This is a genomic window from Streptosporangium sp. NPDC002524, from assembly GCF_040295985.1.
In the GTDB taxonomy this organism is placed as follows: domain Bacteria; phylum Actinomycetota; class Actinomycetes; order Streptosporangiales; family Streptosporangiaceae; genus Streptosporangium.
On the sequence record NZ_JBEOWK010000058.1, the window covers coordinates 1 to 14,195 of the forward strand.

7 protein-coding genes are annotated in these 14,195 nt (G+C 71.3%); 2 read left to right on the forward strand and 5 right to left on the reverse strand.

Annotation, left to right across the window (positions count from 1 at the left end; genetic code table 11):
- Window positions 1-352 precede the first annotated feature (352 nt).
- A complete protein-coding gene (gene leuS, locus ABT053_RS42945) occupies window positions 353-2,821 on the reverse strand; it encodes a leucine--tRNA ligase (RefSeq protein ID WP_350977902.1) in 2,469 nt (822 codons plus the stop codon).
- Window positions 2,822-3,371: 550 nt separating this feature from the next.
- Here leuS and ABT053_RS42950 point away from each other — a divergent pair.
- A complete protein-coding gene (locus ABT053_RS42950) occupies window positions 3,372-6,467 on the forward strand; it encodes a hypothetical protein (protein WP_350977888.1) in 3,096 nt (1,031 codons plus the stop codon).
- Between the two features lie 33 nt (window positions 6,468-6,500).
- On the opposite strand, the gene ABT053_RS42955 is transcribed toward ABT053_RS42950, so the two are convergent.
- From ABT053_RS42955 to ABT053_RS42965, 3 genes are all read right to left on the reverse strand, one after another.
- Complete coding sequence (locus tag ABT053_RS42955) at window positions 6,501-7,775, reverse strand: cytochrome P450 (protein WP_350977890.1); 1,275 nt, start codon at window positions 7,773-7,775, stop codon at window positions 6,501-6,503.
- 202 nt (window positions 7,776-7,977) lie between these two features.
- Complete coding sequence (locus tag ABT053_RS42960) at window positions 7,978-9,210, reverse strand: cytochrome P450 (RefSeq protein ID WP_350977893.1); 1,233 nt, start codon at window positions 9,208-9,210, stop codon at window positions 7,978-7,980.
- A gap of 394 nt (window positions 9,211-9,604) precedes the next feature.
- Window positions 9,605-11,185, reverse strand: a complete 1,581-nt coding sequence (locus ABT053_RS42965; RefSeq protein WP_350977896.1) for a GMC family oxidoreductase — start codon at window positions 11,183-11,185, stop codon at window positions 9,605-9,607.
- A 165-nt stretch (window positions 11,186-11,350) separates the two neighbouring features.
- Here ABT053_RS42965 and ABT053_RS42970 point away from each other — a divergent pair, with 165 nt between their 5' ends.
- A complete protein-coding gene (locus ABT053_RS42970; protein WP_350977898.1) occupies window positions 11,351-12,883 on the forward strand; it encodes a long-chain-fatty-acid--CoA ligase in 1,533 nt (510 codons plus the stop codon).
- 73 nt (window positions 12,884-12,956) lie between these two features.
- Here ABT053_RS42970 and ABT053_RS42975 read toward each other — a convergent pair.
- Window positions 12,957-14,195, reverse strand: a 1,239-nt coding sequence (locus tag ABT053_RS42975) for a discoidin domain-containing protein (protein WP_350977900.1), incomplete at its 5' end; no start/stop codon positions are given.

The following is a 14,195-nucleotide window of genomic DNA, read 5'->3' on the forward strand; positions in this document are numbered from 1 at the left end:
GGGCGCCCCCTAGCACCTACCGGCGGATTTCCCCGCTTTCACGTCGACCAGCCGGGCTTCCGGCCGCCCATATCGATTCGTGTCGACCGGCGTTTCCGGATGAGGGCACACCCCCGGCGATCTCACATCAGCGGACACCGGCACGCCGGTCGACACGAATCGATATGGGCGGCCGGAAGCCCGGCTGGTCGACGTGAAAGCGGGGAAATCCGCCGGTAGGTGCTCGGGGGCGCCCATCGGATGGGCCCCTCCGAGCACCTTCGGCCCGCATTGCGCAGCGGCCTTCGAGACCACGCGCGGCGGCCCCGCCGACCACGCGACGGCCTTCCCGCCCGCTCCGGCCTCTGGCCCCCTAGGGGACGATGTTGACCAGCTTGGGCGCGCGGACGATCACCTTGCGCGGCGTGCCGGACAGGAAGGACCGGACCTTCTCCGACCCCAGGGCCAGCGCCTCCAGGTCCGCCTCGGAGATCTCCGGGGAGACCTCCAGCCGGTCGCGCACCTTGCCCGCGACCTGGACCACGCAGGTGACCGACTCCTGGACCAGCAGCGCCGGGTCGGCCGCCGGCCAGCCCGCGGTGGCGACCGAGGCGGAGTGTCCCAGCCGCTCCCAGCCCTCCTCCGCCGCGTACGGCGCGACCAGGGACAGCATGACCGCCAGGGTCTCGGCGGCCTCCCTGACCGCCGGGTCGGCCGCGCCGGGCCCGGAGTCGATGGCCTTGCGGGTCGCGCTCGTCAGCTCCATCATGCGGGCCACCGCGACGTTGAACCGGTGGGAGTCGACCAGCTTGGTGACCTCGTCGATGGTGTGGTGGACGACCTTGCGCAGGCTCAGGTCTCCGGCGGTGACGTCCACGCCGGGTGCCGAGGCCGCTCCGGCCTCGGCCATCACCCGGAACGCGCGGGCCAGGAACTTCTGCGACGCCGCCGGGGAGACGTCGGCCCAGTCGATGTCGTCCTCGGGCGGTCCGGCGAAGACGACGGTCAGCCTGACCGCGTCGACACCGTAGGCGTCGATCTGCTGGCCCAGGTCGACGCCGTTGCCCAGCGACTTGGACATCGCCTTGCCCTGGTTGATGACCTGCCCCTGGTTCAGCAGGCGGGTGAAGGGCTCGACGAAGTCGATCATCCCCATGTCGTGCAGGACCTTGGTGAAGAACCTGGAGTACAGCAGGTGCAGCACGGCGTGCTCGACGCCGCCGATGTACTGGTCGATCGGACCCCACCTGCGCACGCGCTCGACGTCGAACGGGCCCTCGTCGTAGGCCGGGTCGACGTAACGCAGGAAGTACCAGGAGGAGTCGACGAAGGTGTCCATCGTGTCGGTGTCGCGCTTGGCCGGGCCGCCGCACTTGGGACAGGAGACGTTGACCCAGTCCTCGGCCGAGGCCAGCGGGGAGACGCCCTTGGGCGCCAGGGCCTCGCCGCGCATGTCGGGCAGGGTGACGGGCAGCTGCTCGTCGGGGACGGGGACCTCGCCGCAGTCGGCGCAGTGGATGATCGGGATCGGGCAGCCCCAGAAGCGCTGGCGGGACAGCAGCCAGTCGCGCAGCCGGAAGTTGACCGTGAACCGTCCGGTGCCCCGCTCGCCCAGCACCTCGATGATCTTCCGGATCGCCTCGGCCTTCGCCAGGCCGTCCAGCGGGCCGGAGTTGACCATCGCGCCGTCACCGCTGGTGGCGATGCCGGTCTCGCCGGGATCGGCCAGGCCGGTGTGCACGACCACCCGTACCGGCAGGTCGAAGGCGCGGGCGAAGTCCAGGTCGCGCTGGTCGTGCGCGGGCACGGCCATGATGGCGCCGTGGCCGTAGTCGGACAGCACGTAGTCGGCCGCCCAGACCGGCATGCGCTCGCCGTTGACCGGGTTGATCGCGAACCGGCCCAGGAAGACGCCGGTCTTCTCCTTCTCGGTGGACAGCCGGTCGATGTCGGACAGCTTGGACACCTCGACCCGGTAGGCCTCGAACGCCTCGCGCCGGTCGTCGGTGACGATCTCCTCGGCCAGCGGCGCGTCCGGGGCGACCACGAAGAAGGTGGCGCCGTACAGGGTGTCGGGACGGGTCGTGTAGACGGTGACCGGCTCGTCGCGGCCCTCGATCACGAAGTCGACGTCGGCGCCCTCGGACCGGCCGATCCAGTTGCGCTGCATGGTCAGCACGCGCTCGGACCAGCCGCCCTCCAGCAGAGCCATGTCGTCCAGCAGCCGGTCGGCGTAGTCAGTGATCTTGAAATACCACTGGGTCAGCTCGCGGCGGACGACCTCGGCGCCGCAGCGCTCGCACCTGCCGTCCTTGACCTGCTCGTTGGCCAGCACGGTCTGGTCGTTCGGGCACCAGTTGACCAGGCCGCCCTTGCGGTAGGCCAGGCCGCGCTCGAAGAAGCGGTTGAACAGCCACTGGGTCCACTTGTAGTACGAGGTGTCGCTGGTGTGCAGGCGGCGGGACCAGTCGAAGGAGATCGCGTAGCGCCGGTAGGAGTTGGCCTGGGTCTCGATGTTGGCGTAGGTCCACTCGGCCGGGTGCGCGTTGTGCTTGATCGCGGCGTTCTCGGCGGGCAGGCCGAAGGAGTCCCAGCCGACGGGGTGCAGCACGTTGTAGCCGCGTTGGACCCAGTAGCGGGAGATGACGTCGCCCAGGGCGAACACCTCGGCGTGTCCCATGTGCAGGTCGCCCGAGGGGTAGGAGAACATGTCGAGCATGTAGCGCCGCTCACGCGGGTCGGCGGGGTCGTCGGAGGCCCGGAAGGGGTCCAGTTCCTCCCACCTGCGCTGCCACTTGACCTGCAGGACCTGCGGGTCATAGTGCTGCTCGTCGCTCTGCATGTCGGCTCGCTCGCTCACGTCGGTTTCCTCGGGGTGTGTCTGCGTGGATGGTCTGGCCCGTCCGGCCCAATACAAAAACCCCCCGCTCACGCGGAGGGCAGCCGCATCGGCAGGGCGCTCAGGGACGGGGAGGCCGATGCGGCCCGATAAGCAGGGTCGCGGCACGCATAGACCAAGACTATCGCAGCCCGCAAGGCGTATTCATGGCCAGCGAAAACGGGGCCGATCGCGGCAAGCGGGGGACAGGATCCGGCCAGGTCGGCAGAATGGGGTTCTCGTACTCGCGGGGCAACGAGACTCGATGGCTATACGCCTGTTGTGACCTCGTATGTCTCTCCCGTTTACTCTTCTAACCGTGGCACATTCAGCAGAGCCGGGGCAGGGCCCGGATCCGATGGAGGTCGGCCTGCCCATGCAGGATCCACCGACCGATCCCACCGGACTCCAGTTCAGGGGGGCGTTCTCCGGTTTCCCTGCGAGCCCCCCCGTCTCACGTGAGACCATGCCCAATACGCCTAATTCGGGCACCCGCGCGGGAGGTAAGGAAAGCATGGCCTCGGAGCAGTCCAGCCAGTCCCACCTGCCTTCGGCATGGCCGGAGGCTGCCGAGCCGTCGCCCTCGTGGACGCACGACCCCCTCGGCACCGGCCCCCGCCTGCCCCGCCCGCAGGACGAGCCGCGAAGCGGCAACGGCTCCTCGTGGCAGACCTCACCCGGCGGAGGGCAGCACCCCTCCGCCTCCCCGGCGGATCCCCCCGGCGGCCGGCCCCAGGGCCCCCCGCCGCACGGTGACGGCCGTCCGCAGAGCCCGCAGCAGGCCGACGGCTGGGCCCAGGCGACCAGCCCGCAGAACAACGGCTGGGCCCAGGCGTCTACCCCCCGGACCGACAGCTGGTCCGAGGCCTTCAGCCCGCGCAACGACGGCCGGGCACAGGCGTCCGGCCCGCGCGACGACGGCTGGGCCCAGGCCTCGGGCCCACAGGGCTCAGGTACGCAGACATCCGGCGCGCCGAACGACGGCTGGGCGCAGGCGTCCACCCCCCAGGGTGACGGTTGGGCGCAGGCCTCCGGCTCGCACGGATCAGGCCCGCAGGGTGACGGCTGGGCGCAGGCCTCCAACCCTCAGGCCTCAGGCGCGCAGGCCCCCGGCCCGCAGAACGACGGGTGGGCACAGGCGTCCGGCTCACAGAACGACGGCTGGGCGCAGGCCTCCGGCTCGCAGGACGCCGACACCTCGCACCAGACCTCCCCCGGCAACGGATGGCCGCAGCCCGCCTCCGCCCAGGACGGCTGGGCGCAGGCCTCGGGCCCGCAGGCCGACGGCGGCCGGCCCGGCACCACACCCCCCGACGACAGCCGCACGCAGAGCCCGCAGCAGGCCGACGGCTGGGCACAGGCGTCCGGCCCGCGCGACGACGGCTGGGCGCAGGCGTCGACCCCCCAGGGTGACGGCTGGGCACAGGCCTCCGGCGCGCAGAGCTCGGGTACGCAGACGTCCGGCTCACAAGGCTCGGGCGCACAGTCCTCCGGCGCGCCGAACGACGGCTGGGCGCAGGCGTCCAACCCCCAAGGTGACGGCTGGGCCCAGGCCTCCGGCCCCCAGGGCTCAGGCGCGCAGGCCTCCGGCCCGCAGAACGACGGCTGGGCACAGGCGTCAGGCTCACAGAACGACGGCTGGGCGCAGGCCTCCGGATCGCAGGACGCCGACACCTCGCACCAGACCTCCCCCGGCAACGGCTGGCCGCAGCCCACCTCCGCCCAGGACGGCTGGGCGCAGGCCTCGGGCCCGCAGGCCGACGGCCACCCGTCCTCCCCGAACAACGGATGGCCGCAGTCCGCCCCGTCGCAGGACGGCGACACGCGGCACACCTCCGCTCCCCAGACCGGCTCCTCCAACGGCTGGGCGCAGGCCACCACGCCGTCCGGCGGCGGCTGGCCCGACACCGCACCTCCCGGCGACGGCCGTACGCAGAGCCCGCAGCAGGCCGACGGCCGGGCACAGGCGACCAGCCCGCAGAACAACGGCTGGGCGCAGGCGTCCAGCCCGCAGGGCGACGCGCGCCGACAGGGGTCCGGTGCGGCGGCGGGCGAGGCGTGGCAGACCGCCACGCCGGGGCACGACGCCCCCGCCTGGCCTCCGGCACAGACGACGGAGAACGGCGGATGGCCGCCCTCGCCTCCGCCGTCGGAGAACGCCCCCTGGCCGCCCACGGCCCCGGCGGGCGGTGGCGCGTGGCCTCCGGCCTCCGGCCCGGGGGCCGGTCCCGCCGAGGCGCAGACCTCGGCGTTCTCCCCCTCCTGGGCGGGAAGTGACGCCCAGGCCGCCCCCCTCGGGAACGCCCACCCCGGTGCCGCCCAGGGAGGTGCCCAGGGCGGCCCTTCCGGCGTCGTCCCCGGTGGTCCCCCCTTCGGGGGCGCCTCACCTGACGGCCCCACCCCGAACGGTGCTCCGGACGGCGTCCCGAACGGCGCCCTGAACGGCGAGGGCGCCGAAAACGCGCGGCGCAGTTACGGCGTGCCGGACAACCCGGCCATGTGGGCTCTCGCGGCGAACGCGGCGGCCGCCAACGCACCCGCGCCCCCGGGAGCCCCCGTCCACCCCGGAGCCGGCCCCCCGCAGCCCCAGACCCAGCCCGGCCAGGCCGGACAGCCCGGTCACCTCGGCCAGCCCGGACAGCCTGGTCAGCCCGGTCACCCGGGTCACCCCGGCGGCCAGCCCGGACAGGCGGGGCACCCCGGCCAGCCCGCGCATCCGGGCCAGCCCGGCCATCACCTGAGCCGCGACCCGTCCGACCCGAACAAGCCGTTCGTCACCGCGGGCCAGATCAGCGGTCCGAAGACACCGCCGCCCGCACGCCAGCAGGAGCTGTGGAACACGGTCTTCGGCGACAACTACCAGGCCATCGAGGACGAGGACGAGCTCGGGGAGCGGGGACGACCGGTCTGGATCTTCGCGCTCGCCGGGTCCGTGGTCATCGCGCTGCTCGGCGCGGTGCTCTGGGCGTTCCTGGCCGGGCCGCTGGCCGGTGGCGAGGAGATCGCCGCCGACCCCAAGCCCTCGGCGGCCACCAAGAAGCCCGCCAAGCCCGCCTCCGTCGGCCGCCTGCCGCGCTTCGCCGGTGACGCGTCGCCGGTGGCCGGAACGCTCACCGACCAGCAGGCGGGGATCACCCTGGCGCGGCTCGGCACCCCCTGGCGGCAGGACCAGCGTCCCGGCATGCCCGCCTCCTACGGCTTCACGACCCGCCAGTATCTCCCGGCGGGTACGGACTCCACGGGCAAGACCCAGTTCGCGCAGCTGATGTCGGGCCCGCTCTCCCCGCGCCTGAAGAGCAAGTACACCTCGCCGGAGAGCCTCGCGCCGGTGATCAACGCGGTGGCCTCCAGCGGGCGCAACAAGTTCTTCCCCGAGGGCAACACCGCCCGCAAGACCGCCCAGCAGACCCTCTCGGTGAACGGCCTGCCCGGTCAGCTCGCGGCGTACGAGATCACCTCGGGCGACTCGAAGACGACCATGGTCGTGGCGGCGGTGAGCACCGGTGCCGACCTGCCCTCGATCGTCTACATGTCGGTGCCGGACAGCAAGAAGGAGCTGCTCCCCGACATCAACACCGTCTTCAAGTCGATCCGCGCGGTGGGACAGTGACCACCCCGTAGGAGATGAAAGCCGCAGGAGTGCCTAGAAGGTGCACTCCATCCGCTTGATCCCGTTGATGAAACTGGAGTGGAGCCGCTCGGGGACGCCGCCCTCGATCCGCGGGAGGCGGCGGAGCAGCTCGCGGAACATCACGGTGATCTCGCGGCGGGCGAGGTGGGCACCGAGGCAGAAGTGCGGTCCCGGGCCGCCGAAGCCGATGTGGGGGTTGGGGTCGCGGGTGATGTCGAAACGGAGCGGATCGGCGAAGACGCTCTCGTCGCGGTTGGCGGCCCAGTAGTAGAACACCACCTTCTCCCCCGCACGATAGAGGTGGCCGTTCATCTCGTGGTCGCGGGTGACCTTGCGCCGCATGTAGTTGACCGGTGAGGCGAGGCGGACGATCTCCTCGACGGCTCCGGGCAGGCGACCGTCGAGGTCCTGGAGCAGCAGCTCCCGCTGCTCGGGGTGCTCGGTGAACAGGCGCAGCCCGTGGGAGATGGCGTTACGGGTGGTCTCGTTGCCCGCCACCACCAGCAGGATGAAGAACGAGCCGAGCTCCTGCATCGTGAGCTTCTCACCGTCGATGTTGGCGTTGACCAGCGACGAGGTGAGGTCGGCCGTGGGGTGTTCGGCCCGGTGCGCGGCGAGGTCCTGGACGAGTTGCTGGAGCTCCATCCCCGCGGTCAGCAGCCGCTCCGCGACGGTGTTCACGTCGAGGCCGACGTACTCGGGGTCGAAGCCGCCGAGGATGACGTTGGACCTGTCGAAGACCGTGCCGTGGTCCCTCTCCGGTATCCCCATCATGTCGCAGATGATCTTCAGGGGCAGCTTGGCGGCCACCTCGGTCACGAAGTCACAGCCGGGACCCTTCGCGATCAGGTCGTCCACGATCCGCACGGCCGCGGTGTCGACGTCGGCCTCGAACTGCTTGATCATCTTCGGCGTGAACGCGCGAGACACGATCCTGCGCAACCTCGCGTGCCGGGGATCGTCCATATTGATCATCGAACCGAAGTACTCGGCGAACTCGGCGGGCATGTCGAGGATGTTGGTGGCCCCGCCGTCCCCCGAGCAGAACACCTCGGGGTTACGGCTCGCCTCCATGATGTCGGCGTGCTTGACCAGCGCGTAGTAGCCGAGACCTCGCGGGACCAGCGTGTTCTCCATCTCCTGGTAGAAGACGGGACGCTCCAGCTCCCTCAGGAGCCGGAAGGCGTGCTCCCGGTCCGGCATGGGCCTGGCCCAGAAGTCGTAGTCCGACAGGTCGAAGTCGCCGGCGGAGACGATCGGCTTCCGCTCGGCTGGCGTCACGCTCATGGCGCCCATCCTTTGGGAAAGCAAACGCTTGCGTCAATGCGACGCCCCCGGGGCGGCGCCCGGAAGTCGCGGCCGACGCGCTCGACACCGTCCCCGGAAGTCGCACGCCGATCCCGGACACGCCGACCTCGGAAGTCGCACGTCGTTCCCGGGAGTCGCGGTCGCGGCGCTCGGCGCCGTTCCCGGAAGTCGCGCGCCGTTCTCAGAAGTCGCAGTCAAGGTGCTTGATGCCGTTGATGAAACTGGAACGCAGGCGGTCGGGCTCCCCCGCGGAGCGGATCCCGGGCAGGCGGGTGAACAGCTCGCGGAACATCACGGTGATCTCGCGGCGGGCGAGGTGGGCACCGAGGCAGAAGTGCGGTCCCGGGCCGCCGAAGCCGACGTGCGGCCCCTCCGTACGCCGGATGTCGAAGCGGTACGGGTCGGTGAAGACGCTCTCGTCACGGTTCGCGGCCCAGTAGAACATCAGGATCTTCTCGCCCGCGCGGTAGAGGTGGCCGTTCATCTCGTGGTCGCGGGTGAGGCTGCGGCGCATCCAGGCGACGGGCGAGGCGAGGCGGACGATCTCCTCGACGGCTCCGGGCAGGCGGCCGTCGACGTCCTGGAGCAGCAGCTCCCGCTGGTCGGGATGCTCGGTGAACAGGTGCAGCCCGTGGGAGATGGCGTTGCGGGTGGTCTCGTTGCCCGCCACCACCAGCAGGATGAAGAACGAGCCGAGCTCCTGCATCGTCAGCTTCTCGCCGTCGATGTTGGCGCTGGTCAGGGCGGTGATAAGGTTGTCTCCGCCCTCGGCGGCCAGGGAGATGACGAGGTCCTGGAGCCCCTGCCCCGCAGCGAGGAGCAGCTCGGCCGCGCGGCTGACGTCGGCGATGAACTCGGGGTCGCCGCCCGACAGGATGATGCTCGTGGCGTCGAAGACCTCCTGATAGTGCTCGGGGCCGATGCCCATCATGTCGCAGATGATCTTCAGGGGCAGCTTGGCGGCCACCTCGGTCACGAAGTCGCAGCCGGGACCCTTCGCGATCAGGTCGTCCACGATCCGCACGGCCGCGGTGTCGACGTCGGCCTCGAACTGCTTGATCATCTTCGGCGTGAACGCCCGGGACACGATCCTGCGCAACCTCGCGTGCCGGGGATCGTCCATATTGATCATCGAACCGAAGTACTCGCCGAACTCGGGGCCGAGGTCCTGGATGGACGTCGCCCCCCGGCCCGAGGAGAAGATGTCGGGGTGGCGGCTGGCCTCGATGATGTCCGCGTGCCGCACCAGGGCGTAGTAGCCGGGGCCGGGCGGGGCGAAGGGGACCTCGGGCTCGGCGAACAGGACGGGGCCGGGCTGCGCGCGGAGCACCGCGAAGGCGGCCTCCCGCTCGGACATCGGCCGCTCCCAGAAGGAGATGTCCGACAGATCGATGTCCGCGAGTGAAACCGTCATGCCAGCCTCCACTAGAACCGCATTCTGTTTTATGGATCCTGCCACAGGACCCTCGGCGCAACCAGCCCAGAACGGGGTCGTTGGCCTTCCCGCGGCGCTCCCGACGCGGGAAGCGCCCGGCCTGGGAACATGCTCCACCCTGGAACCCGGCGAAAGGAAGGCCGTCGCCCGGCCAAGCTGGTCCGCACCCACGGTCCGCGCCCACACCCCGTGCCCACGGTCCGCATCCACGGTCCGTGTCCGCGGTTCCGTGCCCGCGGTCCGCACCCGCACCCGCACCCCGTGCCCGCCGCACCTGGGGGACGTCCCGGCGACCGGCCCCCGTCGGCGACGAGACCCGCGGCCCAGCGACCCGCGGCCCAGTGAAGCGACCTGCGGTCCAGTGAGCAGCGGCTCAGCGAGCGGCGGCGACGAGGTCGGCGGCCCTTTCGGCGATCATGACGGTGGGCGCGTGGGTGTGTCCCCGGGTGATGAGCGGCATGACCGAGGCGTCGGCCACCCGCAGGCCGGCGACCCCCCGCACCCGCAGCGCGGGGTCCACCACCGACCCGGGGTCGTCGCCCATCCGGCAGGTGCCGACCGGATGGTAGAGGGTCTCGCTGCGCTCGCGGATCCAGCGGACGAGCTCCTCCTCGGTCCTCGGGTCCCAGTACGGGTCCATCGGCGGCCCCGCGAGCGGCCGGAGCGCCTCGGTGGCGAACAGTTCCTTCGCCTTGCGCAGCCCGGCGACCTGCCGCCGGACGTCGGCCGCCGCCGCCAGGTAGCCGGGGTCGATCACGATGTCCCGGCCGTCCAGCGAGAGACGGCCGCGGCTCTCCGGCCGGAGCAGGATCGAGGCGATGGTGAGGCCGTGGCCGGGCGGCGGGGTGAGGCCGTGGTTGACGAAGGAACCGGGAGCGAAGATCAGCTCGATGTCGGGGGCGGGCTCCTCCTCGGAGGTGCGGACGAACGCCACGGCCTCGCCGATGTTGGAGGTGAGCATGCCCCGGCCCCCGGCCAGGAAGCGCAGCAGGTTCGTGGCCGACTCGGCGCCGGCGAGGGTGATCGGCTTGAGGCAGTGCAGGAAGACGCCCGACGCGAGGTGGTCCTGGAGGTTCGTGCCGACCCCGGGCAGCTCGTGGACCGGCTCGACACCGGCGGCCCGCAGCTCGTCGGCCGGGCCGATGCCCGACAGCATCAGCAGGTGCGGTGAGCCGATCGTCCCGGCCGACAGGATGACCTCCCCGCGCGCCCGCGCCACCGCGACGCCGTCACCGCCATCATGACCGCCGTCACCGACGCTGTACTCCACCCCGGTAGCGCGGCCGTCCTCGACGAGCACCCGGCGTACGCGCGAGGAGGTGAGCACTGTGAGGTTGGGCCGCCTGGCCGCGGGGGTGAGGTAGGCGTCGGCGGAGCTCCAGCGACGGCCCCCGCGCTGGGTGACGGGGGTCGGCGAGCAGCCCTCGTTGGAGGGGCCGTTGAGCTCCTCCAGGCGGGCGATGCCCAGCTCCTCGCAGGCTCGCAGGAAGAGCGCGGTGGCGGGGTTCGGGGAGCGCAGCTCCGAGATGTGGATCGGGCCCTCCGTGCCGTACACGCCGCCGCGGTTGGAGCCCGCGCGGCGCTCGACCCTGCGGAAGTACGGGAGGACCTCCTCGTAGGACCAGCCCGGCACGTTCCAGCCGTCGTAGTCGGCGCGGTGCCCGCGCACCCACATCTGGGCGTTCATCGAGGAGGAGCCGCCGAGCATCCGGCCGCGCGGCCAGTAGAGTTCCCTGCCGGACAGCTCGGGCTGCCTGGCGGTGGTGAAGTTCCAGTCGCGCTCGGTCTTGAACAGCTTGGAGAACCCGGCGGGCATCCGGACCTCCAGCTTCCGGTCGGAGCCGCCCGCCTCGATGAGGGCGACCCGCGTGCCGGGGTCGGCGGAGAGGCGGTTGGCCAGCACGCATCCCGCCGACCCCGCGCCCACGATGACGTAGTCGTAATCCACGCTCACTGACCTTTCATCGCACAGCCGGCCAGCTCGCCTCCCCGTAAGCGTGCTCCTGTTCTGCTTACTCCCCCGCGGTTTGCCCGTCAATTTGTCACCGCGTTACCTACCGGTCGGTATCCCGGGCTGCCAGTATGAGCGGGTCAGAGCTTGCTCGGAGGAGGACGTACGATGCTCAACCTGTCGATCGCACTGGAGGACAGCGCCCGGGAGGCCCCCGACCGCACCGCGCTGGTCTTCGGTGACCTGCGGCTGCCGTACTCCCTGGTCAACACCGTCGCGAACCAGGTTGCCAACCTGCTGGTCTCCCGCGGGATCGGCAAGGGCGACAAGGTCGCGCTGGCCTGCCCGAACCTGCCCTACTTCCCGTTCGTCTACTACGGGATCCTCAAGGCCGGCGCCACGGTCGTGCCGCTCAACGTGCTGCTGCAGTCGCGGGAGATCGCCTACCACCTGGACGACTCCCAGGCCAAGGCGCTGTTCTGCTTCGAGGGCACCCCCGAGCTGCCGCTGGGCGAGCGGGGCAGGACCGGCTTCGAGAGCGCCTCCGCCGAGCACTTCTTCGTGCTGCCCGCCACCGCGTTCGCCACCGAGTCCGAGCACGGGGAGACGCTGTGGGCGGCGCTGGACGGCGTGTCCGGCGAGTTCGAGACCGTGCAGACCGCGCCCGACGACACCGCCGTGATCCTGTACACCAGCGGCACCACGGGCCAGCCCAAGGGCGCCGAGCTCAGCCACCAGAACATGCTGCTCAACGCCATGGTGTCCGACGGGATGTTCCCGCGCACCGAGGGCGGCGACGCCTACCTCGCGGTGCTGCCGCTGTTCCACTCCTTCGGGCAGACCGTCGTCATGAACGCCGGGTTCCTGCGCCGGGCGACCGTCGTGCTCATGGCGCGCTTCGAGCCGGGCCCGGCCCTGGAGCTGATGCGCGCTGAGGACATCACGCTGTTCGCGGGCGTGCCGACGATGTACTGGGCGATGCTGACGAAGATCCACGCCGACGGCGACGAGGTGCCCACCTCGCTCAGGGTCGCGGCCGCCGGCGGCGCCTCCTCCCCCGTCGAGGTGCTCAAGGACTTCGAGAAGACCTTCGGGATCGGTATCCTGGAGGGGTACGGCCTGTCGGAGACCTCCCCGGTGGCCAGCTTCAACCAGCTCGGCAAGCCCACCAAGCCCGGCACGATCGGCACGCCGATCTGGGGGGTGGAGATGAAGCTGATCGACAACGACTGGAAGACGATCGAGGGCGAGGGGCCCGGCGAGATCGCGATCCGCGGCCACAACATCATGAAGGGCTACTACAACCGGCCCGAGGCGACCGCCGAGGTCATGCGGGACGGCTGGTTCCGCACCGGCGACATCGCCACCCGCGACGCCGACGGCTACTACTCCATCATCGACCGCGCCAAGGACATGATCATCCGGGGTGGCTTCAACGTCTACCCGCGCGAGCTCGAAGAGGTCCTGATCACCCACCCCGAGGTCTCCCTCGCGGCGGTGGTCGGGGTCGCCCACGACTCGCACGGCGAGGAGGTCAAGGCGTACGTCATCCGCACCCCCGGCGCGACGGTCACCGAGGACGAGCTCATCGCCTGGGGCAGGGAGAACATGGCGGGGTACAAGTACCCGCGGATCGTCGAGTTCCGCGACGCGCTGCCGATGACCGCGACGGGGAAGATCCTCAAGCGCGAGCTCCGCTGAGGCCCGCGGGCCGCGGCGGCGGGGCCGGGTCCCGGGTGGCGTGTCGCGCCGCCCGGGACCCGGCCCCGAGGTGTCAGGCCTGGTAGACCTCGAACTCCGACAGTTGCGCGGCCGGCCAGCCGGTGTTGCCGGTGACGTTCACCCGGACGTACCGGGCGGACGTCGCGGAGAACGTGATCGTGACGGTGTTGCCGGAGCCGGGGTCGAAGGAACGGCCCGCCGACCCCGAGAGCGTCGCGAACGACGACCCGTTCGTGCTGCCCTGCACCGAGAGTGTCTGCGTGCGGGCCTGCCACGCCGCCTGCGGCGGCAGCTTCAGCACCACCCGGCCCACCGACGCCGCCGAGCCGAGATCGACCTGGAGCCACTGCGGGAACGCGTTGTTCGCGCTCTCCCAGTACGTGTTCGGGTCACCGTCGACCGCGTTCTGCGGGACGAAGGTCTGGTTGTGGCCGCTCGCCGTCACCGCCTTGCCGCGCGCCAGGTTGGCGTTGGGGGCGGCGTCCGTGGTCACGTTCACCGTGTTCGACGGGGGCGAGGCGTTGGAGGCCGCGTCGTGGGCGGTGACGGTGAAGGCGTACGCCGTCGCGGGGGTGAGCCCGGTCACCGTGTGCGTGGTGCCCTGCACGGTGGCCACGACGGTGCCGCCGCGGCGCACCTGGTAGCCGGTCACCCCCACGTTGTCGGTGGAGGCCGACCACGACAGCGACACGCTGTTCGCCGTCTTGCCCGTCACGGTGAGGTTGCCCGGGGTGCTCGGCGCCTGCGTGTCGCCTCCGGCGACGGAGCCGTACACCTCCAGCTCGCCCAGCTGCGCGGCCGTCCAGCCGGTGTTGCCGGTGAAGGTGAGCTGGATGTACCGGGCGGAGGCGGCCGGGAACGTGATCGTCACGGTGTTGCCCGACGCGGGGTTGAAGAAGTGACCCGCCGACGCGGCGAGCGTGGTGAAGGAGGAGCCGTTCGTGCTGCCCTGCACCGAGAGCGTCTGCGTGCGGGCCTGCCACGCCGCCTGCGGCGGCAGCTTCAGCACCACCCGACCCACCGACGCCGCCGAACCCAGGTCGACCCGGAGCCACTGCGGGAACGCGTTGTTCGCGCTCTCCCAGTACGTGTTCGGATCGCCGTCGACCGCGTTCTGCGGGACGAAGTTCATGTTCTGGCTGCTCGCCGTCACCGCCTTGCCGCGCGCCAGGTTGGTGGTGTCGCCGCCTCCGCCGCCGACCACGGGTGGGGTGGGGCGGGTGGCGGTGAGGGGGATCTGGCCCTTGAGCATCCGGCCGCCGTCGCCGGTCAGGCGCAGGTAGTAGTCGGC

Coding starts and splice junctions, on each gene's coding strand:
- ABT053_RS42970 (WP_350977898.1), top strand. CDS start 11,351: ATGCTCAACCTGTCGATCGCACTGGAGGACAGCGCCCGGGAGGCCCCC.
- leuS (WP_350977902.1), bottom strand. CDS start 2,821: ATGCAGAGCGACGAGCAGCACTATGACCCGCAGGTCCTGCAGGTCAAG.
- ABT053_RS42950 (WP_350977888.1), top strand. CDS start 3,372: ATGGCCTCGGAGCAGTCCAGCCAGTCCCACCTGCCTTCGGCATGGCCG.
- ABT053_RS42955 (WP_350977890.1), bottom strand. CDS start 7,775: ATGAGCGTGACGCCAGCCGAGCGGAAGCCGATCGTCTCCGCCGGCGAC.
- ABT053_RS42960 (WP_350977893.1), bottom strand. CDS start 9,210: ATGACGGTTTCACTCGCGGACATCGATCTGTCGGACATCTCCTTCTGG.